This is a genomic window from Nocardioides sp., from assembly GCF_047606145.1.
Taxonomy (GTDB): domain Bacteria; phylum Actinomycetota; class Actinomycetes; order Propionibacteriales; family Nocardioidaceae; genus Nocardioides.
Genome location: NZ_JASGET010000010.1, coordinates 13388 through 35604, shown reverse-complemented (window position 1 = coordinate 35604; position 22217 = coordinate 13388). Strand labels below are relative to the sequence as shown.

Annotated in this window: 30 protein-coding genes and 1 tRNA gene; 4 read left to right on the top strand and 27 right to left on the bottom strand. The window is 69.8% G+C overall.

The window, feature by feature from the left end; translation table 11 throughout:
* Positions 1 to 34 precede the first annotated feature (34 nt).
* From QM638_RS01185 to QM638_RS01065, 25 genes are all read right to left on the bottom strand, one after another.
* Entirely contained in the window at positions 35 to 949 is a 915-nt protein-coding gene (locus tag QM638_RS01185) for a hypothetical protein (protein ID WP_415140099.1), read from the bottom strand.
* The gene (locus QM638_RS01180; protein WP_415140098.1) at positions 946 to 5784 is read right to left on the bottom strand and encodes a DNA polymerase; all 4839 of its coding nucleotides are present in this window, start codon (positions 5782 to 5784) and stop codon (positions 946 to 948) included. Before QM638_RS01180 ends, QM638_RS01185 begins: the two co-directional genes overlap by 4 nt.
* Positions 5781 to 5927: a hypothetical protein gene (locus QM638_RS01175; RefSeq protein WP_415140097.1), complete on the bottom strand. Its 147-nt coding sequence runs from the start codon at positions 5925 to 5927 to the stop codon at positions 5781 to 5783. The genes QM638_RS01180 and QM638_RS01175 overlap by 4 nt, the downstream gene beginning before the upstream one ends.
* A 2-nt stretch (positions 5928 to 5929) precedes the next feature.
* Complete coding sequence (locus QM638_RS01170) at positions 5930 to 6385, bottom strand: hypothetical protein (RefSeq protein ID WP_415140096.1); 456 nt, start codon at positions 6383 to 6385, stop codon at positions 5930 to 5932.
* Complete coding sequence (locus QM638_RS01165) at positions 6382 to 7512, bottom strand: hypothetical protein (protein ID WP_415140095.1); 1131 nt, start codon at positions 7510 to 7512, stop codon at positions 6382 to 6384. Before QM638_RS01165 ends, QM638_RS01170 begins: the two co-directional genes overlap by 4 nt.
* A complete protein-coding gene (locus tag QM638_RS01160) occupies positions 7509 to 7685 on the bottom strand; it encodes a hypothetical protein (RefSeq protein WP_415140094.1) in 177 nt (58 codons plus the stop codon). The genes QM638_RS01165 and QM638_RS01160 overlap by 4 nt, the downstream gene beginning before the upstream one ends.
* The gene (locus tag QM638_RS01155) at positions 7682 to 7873 is read right to left on the bottom strand and encodes a hypothetical protein (RefSeq protein WP_415140093.1); all 192 of its coding nucleotides are present in this window, start codon (positions 7871 to 7873) and stop codon (positions 7682 to 7684) included. Before QM638_RS01155 ends, QM638_RS01160 begins: the two co-directional genes overlap by 4 nt.
* Positions 7870 to 8370, bottom strand: coding sequence for a hypothetical protein (locus tag QM638_RS01150; protein WP_415140092.1), 501 nt, complete (start codon positions 8368 to 8370; stop codon positions 7870 to 7872). The genes QM638_RS01155 and QM638_RS01150 overlap by 4 nt, the downstream gene beginning before the upstream one ends.
* The gene (locus QM638_RS01145) at positions 8367 to 8657 is read right to left on the bottom strand and encodes a hypothetical protein (RefSeq protein ID WP_415140091.1); all 291 of its coding nucleotides are present in this window, start codon (positions 8655 to 8657) and stop codon (positions 8367 to 8369) included. Before QM638_RS01145 ends, QM638_RS01150 begins: the two co-directional genes overlap by 4 nt.
* Positions 8654 to 8881, bottom strand: a complete 228-nt coding sequence (locus QM638_RS01140) for a hypothetical protein (protein ID WP_415140090.1) — start codon at positions 8879 to 8881, stop codon at positions 8654 to 8656. The genes QM638_RS01145 and QM638_RS01140 overlap by 4 nt, the downstream gene beginning before the upstream one ends.
* Positions 8878 to 9426 carry a hypothetical protein gene (locus QM638_RS01135; RefSeq protein WP_415140089.1) on the bottom strand — a complete coding sequence of 183 codons (549 nt, stop codon included), beginning with the start codon at positions 9424 to 9426 and terminating at the stop codon, positions 8878 to 8880. The genes QM638_RS01140 and QM638_RS01135 overlap by 4 nt, the downstream gene beginning before the upstream one ends.
* A 291-nt stretch (positions 9427 to 9717) precedes the next feature.
* The gene (locus QM638_RS01130) at positions 9718 to 10404 is read right to left on the bottom strand and encodes a hypothetical protein (protein ID WP_415140088.1); all 687 of its coding nucleotides are present in this window, start codon (positions 10402 to 10404) and stop codon (positions 9718 to 9720) included.
* The gene (locus QM638_RS01125; protein ID WP_415140087.1) at positions 10401 to 12260 is read right to left on the bottom strand and encodes an SNF2-related protein; all 1860 of its coding nucleotides are present in this window, start codon (positions 12258 to 12260) and stop codon (positions 10401 to 10403) included. Before QM638_RS01125 ends, QM638_RS01130 begins: the two co-directional genes overlap by 4 nt.
* A 2-nt stretch (positions 12261 to 12262) precedes the next feature.
* Positions 12263 to 13096 (bottom strand): hypothetical protein, encoded by an 834-nt coding sequence (locus QM638_RS01120; protein WP_415140086.1) that lies wholly within the window; start codon positions 13094 to 13096, stop codon positions 12263 to 12265.
* A gap of 629 nt (positions 13097 to 13725) precedes the next feature.
* Positions 13726 to 14592 carry a hypothetical protein gene (locus QM638_RS01115; protein ID WP_415140085.1) on the bottom strand — a complete coding sequence of 289 codons (867 nt, stop codon included), beginning with the start codon at positions 14590 to 14592 and terminating at the stop codon, positions 13726 to 13728.
* Complete coding sequence (locus QM638_RS01110; RefSeq protein WP_415140084.1) at positions 14589 to 14960, bottom strand: HNH endonuclease; 372 nt, start codon at positions 14958 to 14960, stop codon at positions 14589 to 14591. The genes QM638_RS01115 and QM638_RS01110 overlap by 4 nt, the downstream gene beginning before the upstream one ends.
* Positions 14957 to 15160 carry a hypothetical protein gene (locus QM638_RS01105; protein WP_415140083.1) on the bottom strand — a complete coding sequence of 68 codons (204 nt, stop codon included), beginning with the start codon at positions 15158 to 15160 and terminating at the stop codon, positions 14957 to 14959. Before QM638_RS01105 ends, QM638_RS01110 begins: the two co-directional genes overlap by 4 nt.
* A complete protein-coding gene (locus tag QM638_RS01100) occupies positions 15157 to 15291 on the bottom strand; it encodes a hypothetical protein (protein ID WP_415140082.1) in 135 nt (44 codons plus the stop codon). Before QM638_RS01100 ends, QM638_RS01105 begins: the two co-directional genes overlap by 4 nt.
* Positions 15288 to 15551, bottom strand: coding sequence for a hypothetical protein (locus QM638_RS01095; protein ID WP_415140081.1), 264 nt, complete (start codon positions 15549 to 15551; stop codon positions 15288 to 15290). Before QM638_RS01095 ends, QM638_RS01100 begins: the two co-directional genes overlap by 4 nt.
* A complete protein-coding gene (locus tag QM638_RS01090; protein ID WP_415140080.1) occupies positions 15548 to 15889 on the bottom strand; it encodes a hypothetical protein in 342 nt (113 codons plus the stop codon). Before QM638_RS01090 ends, QM638_RS01095 begins: the two co-directional genes overlap by 4 nt.
* Before the next feature lie 100 nt (positions 15890 to 15989).
* Entirely contained in the window at positions 15990 to 16340 is a 351-nt protein-coding gene (locus tag QM638_RS01085; protein WP_415140079.1) for a hypothetical protein, read from the bottom strand.
* Positions 16340 to 16816 carry a hypothetical protein gene (locus tag QM638_RS01080; RefSeq protein ID WP_415140078.1) on the bottom strand — a complete coding sequence of 159 codons (477 nt, stop codon included), beginning with the start codon at positions 16814 to 16816 and terminating at the stop codon, positions 16340 to 16342. Before QM638_RS01080 ends, QM638_RS01085 begins: the two co-directional genes overlap by 1 nt.
* A complete protein-coding gene (locus QM638_RS01075) occupies positions 16816 to 17256 on the bottom strand; it encodes a hypothetical protein (protein ID WP_415140077.1) in 441 nt (146 codons plus the stop codon). The genes QM638_RS01080 and QM638_RS01075 overlap by 1 nt, the downstream gene beginning before the upstream one ends.
* Positions 17256 to 18149: a hypothetical protein gene (locus tag QM638_RS01070; protein ID WP_415140076.1), complete on the bottom strand. Its 894-nt coding sequence runs from the start codon at positions 18147 to 18149 to the stop codon at positions 17256 to 17258. The genes QM638_RS01075 and QM638_RS01070 overlap by 1 nt, the downstream gene beginning before the upstream one ends.
* An 83-nt stretch (positions 18150 to 18232) precedes the next feature.
* Positions 18233 to 18442 carry a hypothetical protein gene (locus tag QM638_RS01065; RefSeq protein WP_415140075.1) on the bottom strand — a complete coding sequence of 70 codons (210 nt, stop codon included), beginning with the start codon at positions 18440 to 18442 and terminating at the stop codon, positions 18233 to 18235.
* 179 nt (positions 18443 to 18621) lie between these two features.
* Between QM638_RS01065 and QM638_RS01060 the strand changes: the two genes are divergently transcribed.
* Positions 18622 to 18909: a hypothetical protein gene (locus QM638_RS01060; RefSeq protein WP_415140074.1), complete on the top strand. Its 288-nt coding sequence runs from the start codon at positions 18622 to 18624 to the stop codon at positions 18907 to 18909.
* 122 nt (positions 18910 to 19031) lie between these two features.
* Here the strand turns inward: QM638_RS01060 and QM638_RS01055 are convergent, their stop codons facing one another.
* Positions 19032 to 19253: a helix-turn-helix domain-containing protein gene (locus QM638_RS01055; protein WP_415140134.1), complete on the bottom strand. Its 222-nt coding sequence runs from the start codon at positions 19251 to 19253 to the stop codon at positions 19032 to 19034.
* A 259-nt stretch (positions 19254 to 19512) separates the two neighbouring features.
* Here QM638_RS01055 and QM638_RS01050 point away from each other — a divergent pair, with 259 nt between their 5' ends.
* Together QM638_RS01050 and QM638_RS01045 are read left to right on the top strand one after the other, a co-directional pair.
* On the top strand, positions 19513 to 20058 hold the full coding sequence (locus tag QM638_RS01050; RefSeq protein WP_415140073.1) for a hypothetical protein: 546 nt from the start codon (positions 19513 to 19515) through the stop codon (positions 20056 to 20058).
* A gap of 51 nt (positions 20059 to 20109) precedes the next feature.
* Positions 20110 to 20532: a hypothetical protein gene (locus QM638_RS01045; RefSeq protein ID WP_415140072.1), complete on the top strand. Its 423-nt coding sequence runs from the start codon at positions 20110 to 20112 to the stop codon at positions 20530 to 20532.
* 22 nt (positions 20533 to 20554) lie between these two features.
* Here the strand turns inward: QM638_RS01045 and QM638_RS01040 are convergent, their stop codons facing one another.
* Positions 20555 to 21670, bottom strand: coding sequence for a tyrosine-type recombinase/integrase (locus QM638_RS01040; protein WP_415140071.1), 1116 nt, complete (start codon positions 21668 to 21670; stop codon positions 20555 to 20557).
* A gap of 194 nt (positions 21671 to 21864) precedes the next feature.
* Between QM638_RS01040 and QM638_RS01035 the strand changes: the two genes are divergently transcribed.
* Positions 21865 to 21989, top strand: a tRNA-Ser gene (locus QM638_RS01035).
* Positions 21990 to 22217: the final 228 nt, after the last annotated feature.

The window sequence follows — 22217 nt, the reverse complement described above, 5'->3', positions numbered from 1 at the left end:
ACATAGCTTCGCCCCCGGATCGAACGGGGACAAACTAGCACGCGGTGCCCTCCGAGCCGCAGCGCGAGGCGTCGATCCTCCGCGTGTCGCGCTCCACGAGGGCGAGCACATCGCCGATGCGGTAGTGCTTGCGGGCGACGGGATCGGGGCCGCTGCCGTCGTCGTAGTGGCGCAGGCCGTAGTCGTCGAGCTGCTCGCGTTGGACCCACTTCTTGATGCGTTGGATCATACGCTCGACCGAGGGCTCGCCCGGGACCAGCAGCACCACGGCCCGGGCCACGACCCGCAACGGCGCCAGCTCGTCGGCGGTGGCCTGCTTCAGCGCGGCCCGGCGCGCCGCCACGTCGTGGCTGTGCCCGCACTCGGGGCAGGTCTTCCACGACTCGCCCTCCAGCGCGTACAGGCCGCGTGGGCAGGTGAGCACCTGGCCGTCCTGACCGTCCTGCCGGCCCACCTCGGCGCCGCAGCGGCCGATGAAGTGCCCGGTGTCGGCATCGTCCAGGACGCGCCGCAGCGCATGGGCGGTACGGCGCAGGTCGCGCAGGCACTCGGCCGCCCAGCCGAGCGTGGCCACGGTGGTGGCGTAGGACTCCAGCCAGGACGCGAGGCGGCGCACGCTGCTCGGCAGGTCGCGCAGATCGATGCACGGCGGGGTCAGGCCGCGGTCGTCTGCCAGGGTCCGGCACCAGGTGGTCAGGGTGTTCTCGGCGTCGTACATCGCCGCGTCGACCCGGCCCCAGCCGTCGCCGCCGGCGCCGAGACTCGGGACCTGCGAGGCGGGCGCACGGCGTACCCGAACACTGTGCCGCATGGGCTTGAGGCTCTCGGTGTCGGCGTAGTAGGCCGCGAGGTTGGTCAGGGCCTCGCTGAGGGCGTGGAGGTGGCGCTGACACAGCACCAGGCCGTTGGTCGTGCTCGCCCCGCAGTGCAGGCAGGTCAGGGTGCTCATGCTGAATCTCTCCAGAAGAAGCTCGGTTCGTCGGCCTTGGCCACGATCGGCACGCCGTACAGCTCGGTGGCCATGGCCGCCTCGAGTGCGGCGGTCGCCTCGGTCGCCTCGCCCTCGGGAACCATGACGAGGATCTCGTCGTGCACGGGCATGAGCGTGCAGTGCCCCCACCTGGTCTTGTCCCAGCGCATGAGGGCGTCGATCAGCAGCTCGCGGGCGGTACCCTGAATCGCGTAGTTCGGGCCGGCGTGTGGAGCCTTCTTGGGCAGGTGTACGACACGGCCGGCGTAGGTCGGGTACTGGGTGCGGCCGGCCTCCACCGCGCCGCGCACGTCGGCCGACCAGGCCGAGAGCCCCGGTGTCATGGCGTCCATGGCGTCGATGACACGCCTGGCCACGTGCACCCCGGCGCCGTCCGTGTGTGCCATGCCGTCGAGTCCTTGGCCGTAGATCCTGCCGAAGACCTTGCGCTTGGCCATGTAGCGGTTCGACTTGGTGAAGCCTGGCCCCCACACGAGCTTGGCGATCTCGCCGTGGAGGTCGACTTCGTCGAGCAGCATCTGGATCAGGGCCTGGTCCTGGGACAGCGCGGCGGCCACCCGGATCTCCACCGAGGCGAAGTCCGCGGTGATGAGTAGGTACCCGGGGTCTGCCGAGATGCAGGCGCGCATGCCGCCCTCGCGGGTGATCTGCTGGAGGTTGAACCTCACCGAGCTCATCCTCCCGGTGTCGGCGCCCAGCGTGTGCACCGTCGAGCGAGCACGGCCGTCCCCGTTACGCACCATGTCGCGCCACGGGTCGAGGAAGAGCTTGAGCGCGGTGTCGTGATGCCTCCAGTCGAGCACGAGGCGGGCGAGCTGCTGCACCGGATCGGCGGCGTCTGTGGCCCAGCTCCCGTCAGCGTCTCGGGCGCCGGCCAGGGGCTCGAGCACTCCCTTGGCCACAGACGGCTTTCCGGTTCCTGTGCGTGGCAGCTGCGCACCGATGGAGGCCAACGCCGCGCCGATCTGGTCGTTGCTTCCGGGGTTGTCCACCGGGATCGCCTCGGCGAGCTGGGCGCGCTCGGCCGAATGCTGATCGTGCAGCCGATCGATCTGCTCGGGGACGAACCGGAAGCCGGTGTGCGCGACTCGGGCGGTCATTCGCTGTGCGGTCTTCTCGCGGTGGAGTTGGCCCGGCGCGGGCATCGGCAGCCGGCGGGCGAGAGCGGCACAGTCGAGCACGTCGGCACCGTCGTAGCGGGCCATCGTCTCGGTTCGATGATCCGCCTGGGCCCATCCAGAGCGCTCGGGCGGCGTGGTCACCTCGACATCGGTCAGCCAGCGGCCGGCCTTGAACAGGGCGCCGCGTGCCTGGTCGGCAGCCGGGGACAGGGCAGCCTCGCCGAGCACAGCCTTGGCGGCGCCCTTGAGGTCGTCGTTGTTGCCCGTCATCGCCGGGTCGGCGAGCTTGGCCAGCACGCCGGTGTCGATCGTGCGGGACCACGCCTCCTCGGCCTCGACCAGGCCTGCTACTGCGAGGGGGACGATGTCGGCACCGGCCGAGTGGGCGTGCAGCGTCCGCGCAGCCGCGAGGTGGCGTGCGGCAACCTCGTTGTGCGCCGCCTCCTGGTGGTCGAGCACGACCGCGAGGTTCTCGTCACCGAGCTGGATCGTGCGCAGAGCGTAGTGCTGGTGCCCGATCGGGTAGCCGGTGTGCTCCACGTCGATGGTGAGCTCGCCGTGGCCGCGTTCGCCGGTGATGGTCTCGAGCAGCTCGTCCGCCTGGTCGAGCGTCACCGTCCGCACGCTGCCGTCCCGGGTGACCAGCGCCGGCAGCTCGACCGTCGCGCCGGCCGCCTCGGCGATCGCCGCGGCCCGCTTCTCGGCCTTGACCTCGGCGGCTCGCCTGGTCGCCTCGGCTGACCTTGACGAGCGCCGGCGCTTCGGCTCGGCAGGCTCGCTGAGCGGCTCGCCCGGCTGCGTGCTGACCGGCTCGCCGAACAGGTCGCGCGGCGGCTCGCTCGACGGATCGTGTGACGGGTTTGAGCCAATCTCAGGTCGGCTGTTCACGCGCGGGCGCGTGTGCGTGTGAGAGACAACCTCTTGCTCAAACCCGTCAGACCCGTCAGGCTCCACGGAAACACTGTGGTTGACCTGCGGATTCGCGCTGACGGGTTGGGGGTCTGAACCCGTCAGGAACCCGTCAGGGTTGGGGGTCAACCCGTCAGGATCACCCCCGCCGATGGGGCTGACACCGTGATCGGCATCACTCGGACGTGTCGGCTGACCAGTTGCCCGGTCCAAACCCGTCAGGGGCTCCATACCCGGCAGGAAGCCCCCGCTGCGGAGCTTCAACGGCCTGCGCTTGCCCCGCTCGGTGTGGATCGTCGGGACGCCGAGCCGGGTCAGTGCGCGGCCCCACTTGGTCTCGCTGGGGATCGCGTCGCGGCGCAGGTTGTTGCGTAGGCAGGAGGCGGTGAACGCCTGGTAGAGCTCGCGGCTCGGGGTGCCCTGCTCGAAGGGCTCGGTCTCCTCGTTGACCCACACGCTGACCGGGTCCTGCTCGGCACCGAGGTGCTCGGCCAGGTAGCGCACGTTCTCCGGTGCCGCGGTGACGGCGGCGGTGGTGGGGTCGGCCAGCCACGCCGCGGCCTCGGCCATCAGGGCGGCGAGCACACCCGGAGCCTCCCTGCGCCACGCGGTCCCGGCGATGTGCCCGATGGCGGCCCGGGCCTGCCGTACGGCCTCGGGGTCGCCCTCGCAGGGGATCAGGCGCACGCGGGACCGTACGGCCGGGTCGGTGAGCGTGGGCTCGTCGTTGGCCGTGAGGACGAACGTGTGGGTGGGCGCGAAGGTCACCGGGTCCTGGTTCATCCGCCGGCCGGTCAGCTCACCGCCGCCGGTCAACTGCTTGAGCCGCTCCTGACCGGCCTTGGCCTCGCTGGGCGCCTCGTCGATGAACGAGAGCCGCCGACCCTTGAGGTCGAACACGATCGTGTCGTGCTCGTTGGCGGTGGGTGCCAGCAGCTTGGGGTTGGCCGCGTGGGCGTAGGAGCCGAGCACGCTCATGATCAGTGCGACGACCTGGGTCTTGCCGCGGCCGGTCTCGCCGAGCAGTACCGGGAGTGCCCGATCGGCGTAGCCGGTCAGCGCGATGGAGAGCACGCGGATGGCCCACGACCGCAGCTCGGGGTCCGGCCACACCGCGGTGAGCAGCGCGTCCCACAGCGGGGTCTCGCGGCGCTCGGGGCGCACCCCTCCGGCGTGCAGGTGCGGGGTGGCCGGGTCGATGTGCTCGGCCGGCACCGGGACGACGTCGGAGAACCGCAGCGACCACGGCACGCCGCCGGCCCACAGCACCTCCGGGTCGGCGTCGAGGTCGGCCAGGGCGACGCTCGCAGGGTGCAGGCCGCCGGAGACCAGGTCGTCCATCTTGCCGGCCACCGCACGGGCGCCGGCTGTGGACATGAGCCGGGCACGGCGCACCGAGCGATCGTGCTGTTCGCTGCCCTTCTCGGCACTCGGGTCGCCGACCGGCATCAGGGTCGCGCACTGGGCCACCGCCCACGGTGAGAGCCGGCCGTGCAGCTCCCAGCGATCCGGGAGGCGCAGCAGCCAGCCACCGGCGTCGTAGGCGTGGCGCAGCGCCGGGTAGGTCCGCTCGAGCACCTTCTCGGCCAGGGTCTGGTCCAGGCCCGCCTTCGGGTCGAAGGCCTCGGCACCGATCACCGAACGTACCGAGGCCCAGCGCGGAGGCTCGGCGATCTGCACCGGCTCCTCCACCGTCTCGCCGTCGATCACGCTGGTGACCACGGGCGGGGTGTAGAGCAGCAGCGGGATGCCGCCGGCGACCAGCAGACACGGATCGTTGGGGACCTGCACCGCGCCGTGAGCCGTGACGGCCTTGCGGGCGGAGGTCAGCAGAGCCCGCTCCAGCTCGTCCTCGCGGTCCTCGCCCGCGGTCAGCTGTGCCCAGGACGCGCGCAGCTCGAGGAAGGCCGCGCCGGCGCCGGTGTGGCCCGAGGACGCCAGCTGCACCAGGTGATGTACCCGGGCGGTCATGGCGTCGTGTCGGCTGCCCTCGTCGGCCTTGGTGAGTTCGGCCGCTGCGAGGAGCCGGGCGTTGGTGATCTCGGCACACTCGGGCCGGTGGTCGTCGAGCAACTGGTCGAGCAGCGCCTGGCCGGCGTTGACGTCGGCGGAGGCGGCCGCCTGGTCGGTGGCGCCGGCCGCGAGGTGCTGTACCCAGGCCGGTGGCAGCTCGGTCAGCTGGCCCGGCGAGGGCACCCGGGTGCTTGGCCGTCCGGCCGGGTCGTACCAGGTGTAGGGCGTGCCGGTCTCGGAGTGCACCGAGGGCCACACCACGGCGTAGCGGTGGTGGTGCTGCAGGATCTCGATGTCGCCGGTGACGCCGCCCGGACTCTGCGCCTTGAGCGCCGTGGCGTAGCGTGCGGGCGGCACACGGAACAGCATCACCCGGCTCGTACCGGGGCCGGCCGAGCTGCCGCGAGCCGTGCTCGACCAGGTCGCCGGTAGCGGCCCGAGACTCGCCTCCAATGCAGCCAGGGTCTGCGCGCCGTGCTTCTGCTTGCCCTTCTTCTCGTACTGGTCGACGTCGATCCCGACGACCCCGATCGGCAGTCGCAGCGCCACGGCGTGGCTCGGGAATCGGGTGGCCAGGTCGACGATCGTCATCGGGTCGGTGTCGCGGCCCTCGGCGCCGGTGAAGCCCACAGGTGGCGGGAACTTGGCGTCGGCCGGCACCGGCAGTACGCACGTCCAGCCGGCCAGTGCGTAGTCGGCGACGTGGTCCCGGTAGGGCTGGCTCGTTGGTGGTAGCTGTTGGGTGGTCACCGTGGCGTGACCTCGAACTTCTCCAGCAGGTGCTCGGCCAGCCAGAGCGCGGTGTCGTGACGAAGGCCTGCACCGATGTCCGAGGAGGACGCCAGCAGCGCTTCGACGATCTGCTCCGCCCCCTCCGCCGTGGGCTCGCCCATGATCACGCCGCACCTTCCGGCGCGCTCTCGCCCTCAGCCGCCCCCTCGGGCTCAGCCCCGCCCTCGGGCTCAGCCGGCGTCTCAGCTGGTGCCGGCTCGAGCGCCGTCCGGATCGCCTTCGCGAGCTTGCTCGTCGAGGGCTTGCAGATCCGCAGCACCTCGACCAGCAGAGCCTGCTGCCGGGTGCAGAGCGCCTTGAGCTCGTCCACCTCGGCCATCAGCGTGTCGATCGTGTGAGCGTCTGCTGCTGTGGTTGGGGAGGTGCTGTCGGGTGTTGTCTCTCGCGCCATGCACTCGGCCATCGTGCGCAGCGAGGTCGCGATCGACGTCAGGGCCAGTTCACCCTCCAGCACCTGGACCAGGTGCTCGTCCTCGTCGAACGGGTCGGCCGGCCAGTTCGAGGGTGACAGGAACTCCTCGGGTGTCGGGATCTGCCGGGTCTGCGGGTACGTGCTCATCCTGCGGTCCTCTCGGTTCGGGGTGGTGTCGCAGTGGTGCTGCGGTAGCGGTGCGGATTGATGCCGGCCCGGCGCTCAAGCTCGTTGAGTGAGCGTCCGACCGCGAGCCAGCGGCGCACGAGCTCGGCGGCCTCGCCCGGGGTGAGTCGCACCGATCTGTCGCCGGCCATGCGACGCTCGATCGCCACCGCGTCGAGGGGCCGTCCGCGCAGTCGGTCACGCTCGGCCGGCATGGCGCCCAGGTCCGGGAGCGCCAGTGGGGGAGCCCAGCCGTGAGCCTTGGCGTAGTTCCGGGACCGGCTGGCCGAGATCCGCCCACGCTGGGTGGTCTCGGGCGGCAGGGTCATGCCCAGCTCGTCGAACAGCGCCTCGATCCGGTCGACGGTGCGGCGCTCCATGACGTGGCTGCCGTGGACGAGCGGACCGAAGTTGGCCGGGTTCACGTCGAGTAGGCCCGCCAGCCGGCGCATCGACCAGCCGAGCGCGACCAGCGAGCGGAGCTTCAGCCGCGCCAGTTCGGTGCGGTCGGGATCCGGCTGCCCCGGATTGCGGTTCTCCGGGATCGCCTGGACGGCGAGGATCTTCTCGGCGGTGGTGCGCAGCACGCGCTTGGCCGGTCCACGCACGAGCTTGCCTGAGCTTCCCCGGCCACCCCCGCGGCCGGTCGGCTCGTAGACGCCGTACATCAGCTTGCTCATCGCGCCGTGGGCGATGCCGGCCAGGGCGGCGACCCGCTTGGCGCCGATGCCGTACTCCCGCAGGGCGTTGACGTGGGCACGCACCGGCTCGGCGTCGACGTACTTGTCGTAGCGCCCGTAGAGCTTCTGACGCTCGCGCCAGTTCGTGGCCTCGGCGTTGGCTTTCGCGCACGGCTTGCACCGGCACCGATCCAGCACGTAGCAGGCCCGGGTGCCGTGCACGTGAGTGACCCTCTTGTGGTGGCAGGGCTTGGGCGTGCGGTAGCCCGCCGCCTCTCGCGCCGCCTCTCGCGCCGCGGCCGCCGCCAGGCGCTCAGCCTCCCGGCGCTGCTTCTCGCACGAGTGCCGGCTCAGTGCGTACTTGGCCTTCTTCTCGCTGTCGTAGGTGCCCGACCAACCACACACGCAACGGGCGCTGAAGGTGCTCATCGCCGGTCACCACCTTGGCGCGGCCCGCCGACGTGCGGCGGCCGGAACAGCCGCTCGCTCACACGCTCGATGTGGTCGCGATAGGTCCGCTTGCCGGCCGGCGTGGTGCAGGGCTCGTCGATGCCGGCACCGCACCTCGGGCAGGTGACGTCGAGGAACTGGTGCCGGGTCACTTCAGGTCACTGATCTCGTGGTCAGGGCAGACGTGCCGCCAGGCGCTTAGCGATCGGCGCTGCACCTTCCAGCCGGCCTCCACCAGCGAGAGGTACGCCGAGGTGACCTCGTCCTCACCGTACGGGACGGTGATCCGCGCGTCGCAGCCGTTCACGTCACACAGGAAGGTGGTGCTTGCGATCTTCATGAGTTCCTCCTCGAGAGCGGATCCGGGATACCGCCGTCCTTGACCGCGGCGAAGAGGGCGTGGCGGCATGCGTCCTTCGCGTGCCGCATGCCCTTGGTGGCCTCCAACAGGCCGGCGGCCTCCAGGCGTGCGTCGGTGGCCCAGGCCTTGACCTCGTTCGCCGAGCGCATCACCACGCTGACGTTCGGCTGAGCATCCGCCTCGCGCTGGAGCCTCCCGATCAGGTCGCGGGTCTGCTCACCGGCCTTGCCGCCGCGCATCGAGGCCCGTCCGACGACGAAGCGCTCGATCTGGACGAGCGCAGGCGCACGCCCGCCCGATTTCTGGTGTCCTCGTATCTCGTTGAGCAGGCTGTAGAGCACCACCGGGGCGGTCGATGCGCTGCACTGCACGACGTCCGGGAGCAGCTGGGTGCGGCCGCCGGGGTGGAACTTCGGGGTCAGCATGACGATGCCGGGGATGGGTCCGGGGTCGATGCCGATGACGTGGTCGATCACGACTCCTCACCGCCCTCGGTGCGCAGTTCCTCGGCCCGGGCGATCCCGTCGTTAACGGCTTCCTTCAACCGGCCGAGCCACTTGCCTACAGCGCTGTTGGCCACCTCACGGCCGAGCCACTTGCCTACAGCGCTGTTGGCCACCTCACGGTCGTGCTCGGCCAGCCAGGGTGAGTCGAGTAGTCGACTTGCGAAGTAGTAGGCGGCTTGAGTGTGGTGCTCCTCCGTGTAAGCACCGAACTCCTGAGCCATCAACTTCTGGAACCACAACACCAGGTCTTCGTTCATTTGTCGGCTTCCTCAATGAGTTCGTACCCCGCATCTGCGAGGGAGGTTGCGGTGACGAGATACTGGGCCACCCCGAACAGGGAATCCCACAGAGGATCTCGGTTCTCGGCCCATGCGATGTCGTCCGAGAGCGTGGGTATGCCCGTGTGCGTATTTACGGTGCCGGTAACTACCAGGTAACTGCCGGCTTTGTTGCGATACAGGCCGCGTTTCACACTGCTCATGACTCACCCCCGTTCTCGCGGAGGTCGGCCTGGTCGAGCGCTCCGCGAAGAGCGCGGATGACGGTTCGCAGGAACTTCGCCGGTAGGTCATCAGGGACGGGCCAGCCGTCGTCGCACGCTGTCCACCAAAGATCCACCGCGGCCCTCTCCGACAGCCGCTCAATCTCGCCGAGCACCCGCTCTCGTTCGGCAGCGACGGCAGCAGCCTTCTCGGCCTCGGCATCCTGTGCCTTGCCGACGTACATCTGGAGCACCGCCGCCCCGTTCTCGGTGCTCATCACGAGTCGGCTGAGTTCGTCTCGCTCACGCTCGGCCTTCTCGGCGCGGGCCCGCCAGAGGTTGCGAGAGGTCTCCCACTGCTCCTCCCGCTCCAGCAAACGCTTGACGTTCTCGGCGCGGGCACGCAGGGTGGCAACCTCTTGTGGGTCGAGGGCCCCGGCCTCGCGGTCGGCTTCGTAGGCACGGGCGAGTTCTCGTGCGCTGATCGAAGCCCCCGCTCCCCACTCCTCGATCAGCGCGGCGACCTCGCTCTCAGGCGCGGTCATCGGATCCTCCCGCAGCCGTAGCAGCGCTGAACCTTGGCGCCATCAACCAGCAGGCACCAGGCCCAACGGTGGACATGAGGCTCCGGAGAACGAGGCTGTGGTGTCGCGTTGATGACGATCTTGTTCTTAGGCTCGGTCATGAGTCGGCCCTCTCGTCATCCGTGAGTGCCCGGGCGACCTCGGACGGGAAGTTGGGCTCCTCGGCGTCACACTCGTGTGGCTGTGGGTGACCGTTCGGTTCGCCGAGCATCAACCGCCCACAGCCCGGGCAGTGCACGAACCCTGCGCCAGTCACGCCGCACCGACCTGGTGCTCGCTGGGCTGCACAGGCTCCGCCTCGACGACCTGGGTGCCGACGCAGAAGTCGGTGTGCTCGTGCCACCACAGCTCCCCGGTCACGCCCTCGATCTCGGCGGTCAGACCACATCGCTCGCAGACCCGGATCCGGGCGGCGGTGGTCTTGCTCGAGGCCTTGAACGGCTGGCCCTCGGGCTTGAGCGGAGGCTTGGTCCAGCCGCGGCGGATCGACCGCGCAAACGTGCTGTTGGCGGTCCCGCCCGTCTTGTACTCGGCACCGTTGTAGTCGGGGTGGCAGCGCGCCATGTGGGCCTCGAACTCGGCGCGGTCGGTGGTGTCGAGGTTGCAGGGGATCCGGGCAACCTCGATGTCGCGGCGACGGTCCCAGCTGAAGACGCCGCTGAACCTGCCCTCGGCTCGCAGTCGCGCGTCCTCGAGCTCGGCCGTCTTGCGCTCGACCTCGGTCAGGTCACTCACGGGGAGGTACGCCCCGAGGACGCAGGTCGCGCGGAAGGCGCCGGGCTTGCGCAGCGGCGCGGTCGTCTCGACGTAGTGCCGTCCCGCGGTCGTCTCGGCGTCTAGGTAGGTCCGGCAGGCCTGGCGCCAGCCGCAGCGACAGCTCGCGGTGCATGCGTCGACTCGGATGCCGGTGTGGTCGGGGTGCTCGTTCTTGAACGTCATGCGGCTGTCTCCTCGCGGGGGTTGGCTGTGGGTACGCGGAGTCCGCCGAGCAGCTGTTGGACGATCCGAGGATCAGCGACCAGGTCGGCGAGCTGGCCGCCGCGCTCACGCAGGACCGCGCGGACGCGGGAGTCGATGGCGTTCTTGGCGACGACGTCGATCACCTCGGTGCCGCGGGTGGCCGCGAGGTCGCCTTCGGCCCTGTCCTCGGCCTGCAGGGACTCGACCAGCGACCAGGGGCGCTGCAGGAAGACCAGGGTGCCGGCGCGCGAGAGCGTCAGGCCCGTGCCGCCGGCGCCGGTGGTGACGCACAGCAGGTCGAGCTCTCCTGCCTGGAAGGCCTTGCGGTTGCGGGTGCGCTCGCCCTGGGACTGGCCGCCCACGACGTACCCGACGCGGTAGCCGGCCTTGGCAGCGGCCTGACCGGCCAGGTCGATGAGCTGCTTGCTGGGCGCGAAGCAGACCACGGGATCAGTCGCCTGTGTGGCGGCAGGTCCGGTGGCGCGGGGCGTGCAGCGCTCCTCGAGGATCTCCAGCAGGGCGTCGACCTTCCAGCTCGGGGCCTTGAGGTCGAGGTGCACGTGCCGCTTCGGCTCGCCGGTGATCTTGTTGAGGTCGGGCCCGTAGGTGATCTGGACGTCGGCCGCGGCGCTGGCCAGCGCGGACAGGTGGGTGAGCACCGAGAGCCGGTCCATGACCGAGAGCTCCCCGCCTCCGTTGCCGTCCTCGTCCGTGGGGAGCTCGGCGAGCATCTGACTCTCGAGGTCGTCGTAGGCCCTGCGCCATGTCGCCGGCAGCTCGACGGTGCGCACCGAGTAGACCTTCTCGGGCAGCTGCGCCATCACGTCGGCGCGGGCCACTCGGCGGTGCTGGCCGAGGATACTCAGCCGGAACTCGGGTTCGCGGGCGGCGTTGAGGCCAAGGATGTCGTCGTCGTAGTCGCCGGGCACGACGTCGCAGTAGCGGTTCACGTAGCGGTCCCGGCTGGGGAAGGCGCCCGGCTCGATGGCGCTCAGCGCCGACCACAGGTCGCCGGGGTGGTGGGTGATCGGCGTGCCGGACAGCGCGACCACCGCCCCACCCCGGCCGACCGCGGCCCCGGTGAGGCGGAGCACGGCCTGCGTACGCAAGGCACGATGGTTCTTGCACATGTGGAACTCGTCGATCACCACGGCGCAGGGCTTGAGGTCGAACAGCGGCCGCAGGGACCGCTTGCCGTTGCTGGTGACCGGGCCGGCGTCGAGCCGCGCCGTCTCGTAGCTGGTGACGTACACGTCCGCGGTGCCGGCCAGCGCCTCGCGCTTGGGGCCGCGCCAGGCCACCGTGCGCCAGTGCGGTGCCCAGTCGGTGAAGATCTCGACCCAGGGGTCGACGACCGAGGCCGGCGCGATCACGACGATCGGGACGACCGGGGCGCACCTCAGGCTGCGCTCGGCCAGCCCCAGAGCGGCGACCACCGATTTTCCCGTCCTCGGCTCGTCGAAGATCAGGGTGCGCCCCGTACGCGCGATCAGGGCGGCGCCGTCGACCTGGTACGGCCGGGGGACGAGCCCAGCAGGCGGGGCGTAGGTCAGCGGGCCGTCAGCGGGCGCCGTGCGCAGCCGCGCCTGGTCAGCGATCCATCCGGTCAGGCGCGGGCCGGGCCGCCAGGCGTCGCCGAACGTGGCCGCCAGCTGCACCACGCACGCCCACGTCAGTGGAGCGGTCAGCGCGCCGGGCGGCTTGCTCTTGGAGAACAGGGGTGTGAGCGCCTTCAGGCGCCGCGCGGCCTCAGCCACGCCGTCCATGTCGAGGCCGCCAGCGACGAGAACCAGTTGGTCCCCGCCGCTGGCGATCTCTCCGTGAATCACGGTCACGACTAGCCCTGCCCACCAGTCAGCCGAGCCAGCAGAGCAGCCTGGTCGGCGCTGAGCCCCTCAGGGACAGCCGGCTGCTGCGCAGGGACCTGAGCGGCCTGCTGCGGTGGGGCAGCCTGCTGGGGCTGCTGCTGAGCGGTGTACGCCTGGAGCTGCTGCTGCTGGGCGAACGACTGCGGCGGCTCCGTGACCTGCTGCTGAACAGGCTGCTGGGCCGGCTGGTAGTTGACCTGCACGATGTTGGCCGGGTTCATGCCGGGGCCCGAGGGGCGGCGCTGGACCAGGGTCACCTGGATCGCATCGCCGGCCTTCGGGGAGCCGGAGACACCGGCCTCGATCATCGCGCGCACCAGCTCGTCGCGGGCCTGGCCCTTGACGAACCAGCTGGCCTCGCCCTCGGGGAACTCCTGGGAGGGCTGGACCTTGAGCGGGACCTTCATGGCGAACTTCGGGCGTCCGTCGCGATAGACCTGCGGCTGACCGGTCTTGATGTCGGTCTGCTGCTGCACGTCGGCGTTGGTCACGTCGCGTGCGACGATCCCGGCGTAGGTGGTCCCGATCGGCTTGGGCTGCTGCGTCTGCTTGTCGGTCCAGCTGATCGACGGGCCACCGCCCACGCTGGGTTGGCTGTAGAAGGCGTCGAGCGACCCCTCGGCCAGTGGAATCTGCGGCTGCTGCGGCTGCTGCTGGGGGTAGCCCTGTTGCGGGTATGGGGGGTAGGGCTGTTGCGGCTGGGTCGGGTACGGAGGCGGTGCCTGCTGCGCGGGCGGCTGGACGTACTGCTGCGGCTGCGGAGCCTGGGGGTACTGCGGTGGGTAGTACGGCTGCTGGGTCATCAGGGTTCCTCGATCTGGAGAAGGTGTGAAGGGGTGATGGAGAAGGGGCTGACCGTTCCGGGACGGGCAGGTCAGCCGGTGACCGCCGGATCAGCCGGCGGAGTCTGTGAGAGCTCGTCGATGACGCGTTGCACGCCACCCGAACCAGGGAAGAGGTCGTCGACGGTGTCGATCGCGGGGTCGTAGCCGAGAGCGTTCAGGATCCAGCGCGTCCACTCCGGTGGCTTGGATCCTGCGAATCGGTTCGGTCGATGGGATGTGATCAGATGTGTAGGCACGTGGAGGCCGGACGCTCGATTCCGGCGCTCCTGGCATGGCGTTGGGCTTGATCCACGCGAGCAGCTCGCAACCCACCGGCAGCGGCCCGTAGGCGTTGAGTCCGTCAGGCGTGGTCGCGAGCGCCCAACCGTCGTAGCGCTGCATCAGTTCGTCGAGCAGCTGTCGGTGGCGCGCCGGCGCATCCCATTCGCCGGCGGCGGGGTGGAAGTCCGCGGGCAGGTGGCCACCTTTGACGGCGTCCCCGTACCAGCGGCGAGCCCGTGAGCGCACCGTGATGCGTGTGCCACCGTTCGCGAGGTCTCGGCGCTCGGTCAATCTCGGCGGGTAGGGCGGATCGGCGATAGCGAGCCTCACGACGCACCTCCCTGAGGAAGCGCGTACGGCCCCTGCGTCGAGGTGCCCGGGCATCCGGCTCCGCCGTCCTTGGCGGCCTGGGGCCGGTAGAAGGGGCAGAAATAGCACTCGCTCGAGTCGGGCTCGGCGGCCACGTCCTCGATGCGCAGCCGGCCGGCCAGGAGCTCGTCGGCCAGGGCGCGGCGGTGGGCGGTCTCGGCGAAGGTGCTCTCCAGGGCGGCCAGAGCCTCGGGCACGATGACGCCCTGCTCGTCGGCGAAGGCGTGCTCCCACACGTAGAGGCCGTCGAGCGTGGCTGCGGTGCGCGGGTAGGCCGCCAGCACGACGCGCCGCACCGGGAGGCCTAGCTTCCAGTAGCCGAGCCCGTAGAGCAGCAGCTGGCGCACGTACTTGCGCGGCGGGTCCTTGCGGACCTTGGCCATGCTCGACTCGCCGAGGAACTTGTGGTCGACCACCGCTTGCTCGGCGGCGTCGTACAGGTCAGCGGTACCCGGGTGGTCGGGGTGAGGGCTCACACGGGTCTCGGTGACCCACCGCAGCAGCCCGCCGCGCATGTTGTCGGCGTCGAAGGCCCTCTCCGCCCACGCATGGCAGGCCGTCCCGACGATGCTTGGCCACGGGTCGGCCACGTGGTTGGTGGTGGGCAGCGCCGCCATCTTCCCGACCACCTGGCGATCGCACGCCACGCCGAGCTCGGAGGGACCGAGGTGCTGCTGCAGCGTGCGCGGTGCCCGGGCGGCGTGCTCCAGGATCACCCGGCGCAGCTCGGCGGCGTATCGGCTCGCCCAGGGGGTGGAGCCGCTGACCGACTTGGGCGCAGCGGCCATGAAGTCGTCCGGACTCGGGGTTGCGAAGGCGGTCACGAGCGCACACCCCCGCCCGTCTCGGAGTTGCAGCGCTGGCATGCAGGCCTGATGTTGTTGCGGCGGTAGGTGCCGCCCTTGCAGCCGGGCACGATCCGGTCGACCGTCACCGTGTCGACGGTCAGCAGCTCGCCGCAGCGGTAGCACCGGCACGCCGGGACGGACAGCCAATGCGGGCACTGGCGAGGGATGCAGACGAACGCGGCATCGTGGGCCTCGCGGTCGAGCACTTGCGCGTCCACGTTGGCCCGGTAGGTCATCACCAGCCACTCACGACGCCGACGACGGTCCTCCGAGCTGCCGCGGGCGTTGCCGTTGGTGGTGCCCCGGACGGTGCGCAGCTCGCCGTCGACCGTGCGGATGCTCATCGCGTCGCCTCCCGCCACTCGTCGGCGCGCAGCTGCGCGAGCGTGCCCGTCTCCCGATCGTGGAGAGCCGCGACGAAAGCGAGGGTGGCGTGCGCCTGGGCCAGGCCGATGTTGGCCATGACCTGATGGAACTCGCCGCCGCGCTCGGCCTTCGCCAGCTGCGCCTCGGCGGTCGAGTAGTGCTCGGGTCCGCTGCTCATCGAACATCACCCAGCTCGGCGATCGCGTGCAGGGCGCAGACCATGCCGGCCCCCGAGGCGCTGGTGAAGACGCCGGCGGAGTGGCACACCAGGCAGGGCGTGCTCAGCAGCGGGGCGTGTGCGTACGTCATGAGGCGCTCCCGCCTCGGTGGTCCTCGTCGTGCACGGTCTGACGAGCGTCTGACGGAGTCGCCACGATCCGGTGCACGTCGTAGGCCCACTGGACCAGCGCCTGCAACTCGTGCACCGCCAGTGCGAACTCAGCGCCCTTGCCGTACGAGCCCGACTGGTTCGGGTCAGCCAGCCACGTGACCCCGTCCTCTACGCACACCCGACTGGTCGTGAGTGTGGAGAGGCGCCGTACGTAGGCCGGGTCAGGCTGCAGCGTCATGACGCGCTCCCGCCGCCCGCGGTCTGGATCTTCTCCAGCTCGAAGTCCATGCCGGCGTCGGCCGCGATCTCGGCCAGCTGCTCCTTGGTCAGCGCCGCGGTCATCGGGTAGTAGGTGAAGACGCCGAGCACCCGGCACCAGCCGCAGATGCTGCAGTGCTCGAGGTACTCGCGGTAGCTGTCGCGGAAGAACCTCTCCTCGGCCTCGCGCAGGGACGCCTCGTGCTCGGTGATCGCCTCGTCGGCGATGTTCCGCTCGCCCCTGGCCAGCAGGCTGTCGGCCAGCGCCCAGCCCACCATCAGCCCGAACAGCACGCCGCTGGCGACCAGGAGAGTCACCTGCCAGCCGCTCACTGGGGCACCGCCATGGCGGCCAGGGCTACGAAGGCGAAGACCAGCAGCCCGTAGGTGAAGCTGTACAGGATCGTGCGGAAGGCGTTCACCGGTCCTCACCCGCCTGTGGGTCCTCATCAGGCATCAGGGCAGTCAGGAGCATCTGCAGCCGGGTGCAGAGCACGGCGCGTTGGAGAGGCGTTCCGACGAGGTCCTTCAGGTCGTTGAGCGAGAGAGTGTCATCGATGCTCAGTGGCTCGTCGTCGCCCAGCCAGATCGTCAGCCCTTGGTAAGCGGGTAGCTCGGCGACCACACGATCGCCAGGAGCCACGAGGAGCTCTTCGAGCACCGCCTTGATACCGGCACGGCTGCGTGCACCGGTGAGACCCTCTCGATCAGCCCGGTTCCACGCCTGCTTGAAGATCAGCGTCAGCACGTTCAGGTCGACCCACGTCATCACTGCTCACCGCCGTCCGCGGCGTGCTCATCGGCGGAGACCGCCTTCAGCGTCCAGGCGCCACCCTTGCGGGCGTACCGGACGTACGTCACCGGGTCCTCGGCCTTGAGCTTGCGGCTGTCGATCGTCCAGCGCTCGACGTAGGCCAGGCTCAGCGACGGCCCGGCCACCCCGGTCAGCGCGATCCTGCGCGGCTGCGCGGCGCCTGCGTCGTGCCCGGGTCCGGCGCGCTGCTGCAGCTCCAGCTTGATGGCGTCGGTGCAGGCCTTGTACCGCTTGGCGGCCTCGTCGGCCTGGGCCTTGAGCTCGGCGTACTGCGCGTGCAGCTGCGCCAGACGCTCGTCGCTCGCGGAATCGATGACGAAGAGGGAACCGGCGCCCGCGTCTACCCCCGCTTCCTCCCCCGAGGGGACTGCGGGCGCCGGTGGCTGGGCTGGGACCTGAGCTGGCATCTGGGCTGGGATCTGGGCGGACATCAGTCCGGCACCTCCTGGGTGAGCAGTTCCATCGCGTAGGGGTTGGTCAACTGGGCGCCGGCTTCGGCGAGGATCAGCAGTCGCTCCTCGGGCGTGCACCTGTCCGCCTCGGCGAGCTGGTTGGTGACGGCGTCGAGGGTGGCCAGCGAGCCGGCGTTCCAGCCCTCGTCGTAGGAGTCGGCCAGCGCCGCAGCGTTCACGTCGTCCGCGTCGCGCTGGGCGCGGGCCAGGCGGTGCCTGAGGTCCCGGATCACGCCGCACATCGCCGCCACGTCGCCGCGGGAGACGTGGCCGTTGAAGAGCGCCTGCTGGCGGATGATCTGCAGTCGGCCCGGGGTCAGCGTCTCGGCGCGCTTGGTCAAGACCTCGTCCATGCTCGGGACCGGCGGCGCGTCTGGCGCCTTCTCCGGTACTAGGCCGGAGGACTCGGGGGTGAACATCAGGACACCTCGATGCGGCGCGCGGCCTGGTCGCTCACCACGACGCCGTCGAGGTCGACCTGATGCAGAACGGTCAGGCTCGGCACCTTGCACTTCGGCGTGCTGTCGGGGATGACCCGGATCGTGTCGACGTCGACCGCGCAGGCCAGCAGCTTGAGGGTCGGTCCGTTGTGGTAGGCCTTCGCGTGAACCGGACGGGGACTGAGATGGAGACCGCCACCACAGTCGTTGTCCGGGCGCCAGTCGTCGCAGGCGACGGTCTCGCCGAGTGGGTAGGCGAAGCCTTGATCACTGTGCAGGTTCGCGTCGACGGCCTTGAAGAGGACAGCGACGCCGTCACGCACCTCGATGCCGTGGTGCTCCAGCCACGCCGTACTGGTCTTCTCGACCTCGGTGACGTCGATCAGCACACCGCCTTCGACAACGGCGTTCTTGGAATGGAGGTACACCGCCACATGCGGAGCGGCGTGCACGACCGCGCAGCCCCAGGCGTGCACGGTCGCGCTGTCCGAGGCCTTCACGGTCGCGCTGCCCGAGGCCTTCACGACCGCGCGGCCCGAGGCCTCCACGTTCGCGCGGCCCGAGACCTTCACGTTCGCGCTGCCCCAGGCGTGCACGTTCGCGCTGCCCCAAGCGTCCACGGTCGCGCTGCCCCAGGCGTCCACGTTCGCGCTGTCCGAGGCCTCCACGGTCGCGCTGCTCCAGGCCTCCACGGTCGCGCTGCCCGAGGCCCGCACGGTCGCGCTGCCCCAGGCCTCCACGGTCGCGCTGTCCGTCGACTTGATTGAGATCCAGACACCTGCGGGGGAGCGGACCTCGATGATCCCCCAGGCGCCGTCGAGGGCGGCCAGCGCCGCGTCGTACTCGGCTTGGGTGGTGACGATCGTTGACACCGGTAGACTTCCTTCTGTTCGTGAGCCCCTGGTCTGTCTTGTCGGATGGCCGGGGGCTCCGGCTTGTGTGGGGAGGCAGACGCTCAGGCGTCCTCGAGCTGCTCGAACCACTCGCGCAGTTCCGCGACGGCGTACAACTCCTTGGTGACCTGGCCGTCCTTGCGAGTGCTGACGGCCTTGGCGCGGAGCCGGCCCGACTCCTTGGCGGCGCGGATCGTGTCGACCGAGACGCCGAGCATCGCGGCCGCTTCGGCGCGGCTCACACAGATCCGCGGGAGCTCGCCGCGCTTCACGCCGGCACCTCGCTGCTGCTGCTGCTGCTGCTGCCCGCACCCGAGCCGGGATCCGTCGAAGTGGGGGTCGCGGACCCTGGCTCGGGGCTATCTTCGGGAACACACTCCGTGGCAGCGGAGGCGTTCGTGGCCGACGCGACGAATGACGTCGGCGCGACCGAAGAATCAGGAGAGTCGCCGTGGGACGACTGCTTATCGACGAACTGGAGCTGAGGGCCGACGACGTCTGGCTTGACGCCTTCCAGGAGCGGTTCGCCGAAGCCGCATCGGATGGTTCGGGAGGTTTCTGGATCGCCGGACCGTTCAAGAAACCGGAGGGCAACCACTGGACGGTCCTGCCCGGAGAGAAAGCTGACCCGGACGGACACCAGGTGGCCTGGGTCTCGGTCACCAGCCGCGTCCGCATCTGGTTCGACCGGTCGATAGACGCTCCCGGCGGACAGGAAGCATTCCCACTCCCTGCCTGACTCGCCCCAGTCGGTGTCGTCGATGACGATGCCCGGGATGTCGGTACGACGTGTGAGCGTGCCCTCGCGAACAACGTCACCGCCCCACGCGAGGACACGGGCGGGCAGAGTCTCTACGGCGTTCATGCCGGCACCTTCTGGCGACGTCGGGGCGTGTCGGCAACCTGCAACATTCGAGGCTCGAAAAGGAACCCCGGAGGGCACTGAAGTGCCTCCTCGATGGCGCGGGCCGTGGCGAGTGAGCAGGAGTTCCGGCGCCGTGCGACGAGGTGCCCGACTACGCCAGGCTTGAGGCCTGCGCGCCGCGCCAACTCGTAGGCCGAGTCGATGTGGTGGAACTGCATGTACTCAACGAGCGCTCGGTGCGACTTGAGCTTCACCGTGAGCCTCCATTGATCGGGTTTCATCCTGTCCTCCGGACTGTAGTGATTCGTGTTGCAGGTTGTCAACAACCTACGACCATTGTGCACAGGAAACTGCACATGCGCAAACCCGTCTGTAGTGATTCTGAGCGAGACCACCGCGTTACAACGCTGTAGTTTGTGCATAGCTGCGCACAAGCGATGTTGCAGCCGCACAGTTCGTCAGACGAGAGTTGTAAACGTGACAGCGTTGAGCGAGTACCTCGCGAAGCACAAGGGCACCGACACGATCGACTCGATCGCCGAACGTGCTCGTCGGGCGGGGTTCAGCATCGACCGGAGCACGGTGTCGCGGTACCTGGCAGGCAAGCACGCCAAGCGCCCGCCGGAGGTGCAGTTGCAAGCTCTGGCGGCGGGGCTGAAGTTGAACATCTCAGACCTCCGCGAGCTCGCGGGGGTGCCGAGAGGGGAACTCGGTCCGTGGCAGCCACCGGCAGAAGCGAACCAGCTGAACCGGGATCAGCGCGTCGCACTGGAACAGCTCATCAAGACGATCGTACGAGAGGACGGTGAGCAGGGTGCAGGAAGTACCCCCGCCATCAAGATGCCGGCGCCGGGTCCGGCCAACCAACCCGGCACCACCCCTGACCTGTGGGATACCACGGCAGGCAGGAAGGCTGCCCGCAGGACCGAGGGCGGCAAGCCGTCCCGTGGCCAGCAGCTGCGGCGTGCTCAGGACGAGGCCGGCGAGGCCAGCCAGGATCCCGACGACGGCGGTGACGGGTGACAGCCGCGCGCTGACCACCGATTGTCGGTGGCACCTGGCAGCCTGCCGCGCATGTACCACCCGTGGCGCGCGTTCCGAGCTCTGGCGCACTACACCCTCGATATCGCATGGCTGCCGGACGGCGTGCTCGCGGTCACCGACTTCGAGGCGCACACCGTCACGATGGCCAAGGGCCTACTGCAGGCCGAGCGCCGCTCGACGATCGCGCACGAGCTCGAGCACATCAGCCGCGGCTGGGCGCCCTGCCAGGGAGTCGGGGCGGGCCGGGAGGAGTGCGTGGTCGACCAGGCGGCCTCCCGGAGGCTGATCCAGATCCGAGACCTGGGGGAGGCGCTCGCGTGGGCGCACGACCTCGACGAGGCCGCCGAGGAGCTGTGGGTGGACCGGGCGATGCTCGAGGTACGCCTGGCCCACCTGCATCCCGCTGAACGCGCCTACCTGCGCCGCCGGCTCGAGAACGCGCCTGCGGGCTGAGCGCAGCCCGCCACGGAACAGGTCACTGGAGCCCACCCTTCATCTCGAGGCCAAGTCTGTCAGCGACCGCCGATAGTGCTTGGCGAGCCATCTCGGTGTTCGTGTGCTGATAGCCCCGGGTGGTCAGAATGGAGGAGTGGCCCATGATGGCGACGATCACGGCCGGGTCGACGCCGCATTCCAGCAGCAGGGTGGCCGTCGTGTGTCGCGCTTCGTGGATGGTGAAGAGCCGGCCGGCGGGGTGCTGGACGTCCGCGGCCTGCTGCAGCCCGTACCACTCCTCGTCGTCGACCTTGTAGAAGGTGGGGGAGCCGTCCAGGTTCGGCCAGACGAGCCCGTGAGGGTTGGCCCGCACCAGCTCGCCCTGGGTCTTCTGCCAGCGCTCCAGCGCCTCGTGCATCACCGGGATGATCGGGATGACCCGGTAACCGGCCTTGGACTTGGGCCGCACCAGGTGGAGCGCGCCCTTGAGGTGCCTGGCCTCGTACCCGTCCGGGATCCGGAAGCCGAGCTCCTTGCGACGGTGGTCGCGGTAGGGGATCGGCCGCAGCTGCCAGGCGATCGTGATGGAGCCGGCGCGTAGGTCGACCTCGTCCCAGGTCAGCCCCAGCGACTCACCCTGGCGCATCCCCTGCAGCAGCGCGGCCAGGAACCGGGAGCCGTGGTGCAGCTCGCCGGCGTGCGGCAGGATCGCCAGGGCCTGCTCGACGGTCATCGCGTCGCGGTCGCTGACGGCCTTGGTCGGTGGCCTGGTAGCCAGGACTCGGGGGTGTACGGGGTGCCCCTCGACCATCGCCGCCTTGAGCATCGTGCTGAGCACCGAGTGCGTGCGCAGCTCGGTCGAGGACGAGCGCCCTGCCTTGCGCTGCGCAGTGGCCACGGCGCGGACGTCGGCCGGCGTGAGGTCGGTGAAGCGCTTGTGTCCGATCACCGGGACGATCCACAGGTTGACCGAAGATCGGGCGGTGGCGAACGAGCTCGGTCGCATCGTGCGCTCGGCCTGGCGCAGCCACTCCTCGGCCCAGGCCTTGACGGTGGTTCGCGCACTGACGACCGGCGCGCCGTCCTGCTCGATCTGGGCCCTCTTGGCCCGCAGCTTCCGCTTGACCTCGGCCTGGGTCTTGGCCGATACGGTCACGCGCCGGCGAGTGCCGGTGGCCGACCAGCCGACCTCGATGGTCCCGATCCAGACGCCGTCCGAGCCGCGCTGGTAGATCGACCCGGTCCGGTACTCGCGTCGCTGCCTCGTGGTCCTCGTGGTCCTCGTGGTCCTCGTGGTCCTCGTGGTCCTCGTGGTCCTCACCCCTGCTGTAGCCATCTTTGTAGCCATCTGGATCTGTAGATACCAGTCTGATCCTGCCTGTTCAGCGCTCATTTTCACAACTGGATCGTCCTCTATGCGAACACTCTATCCCTTCGCAATGAGAAGGCCAGGGGTTCGAATCCCCTCAGCTCCACCCAAGGAAAGCCCCTCTGAACTGCGGAAACGCATACCGGAGGGGATTTCGATTTCGGGCGTCGAGTCTCACGCACCGTTTGCTCAACGGTGGCGGCGCCGGGGGTTCTTCAGGTCGTCCTTAGGACCGAGGAACTCGTCCAAGACGCCTCGATGTCGGGCAGAACGAGGTCCTTGGCTGCGTAGCGCCTCGGTGTGACCTTCGGGCGATCGCGGGCGCATTTCTCGG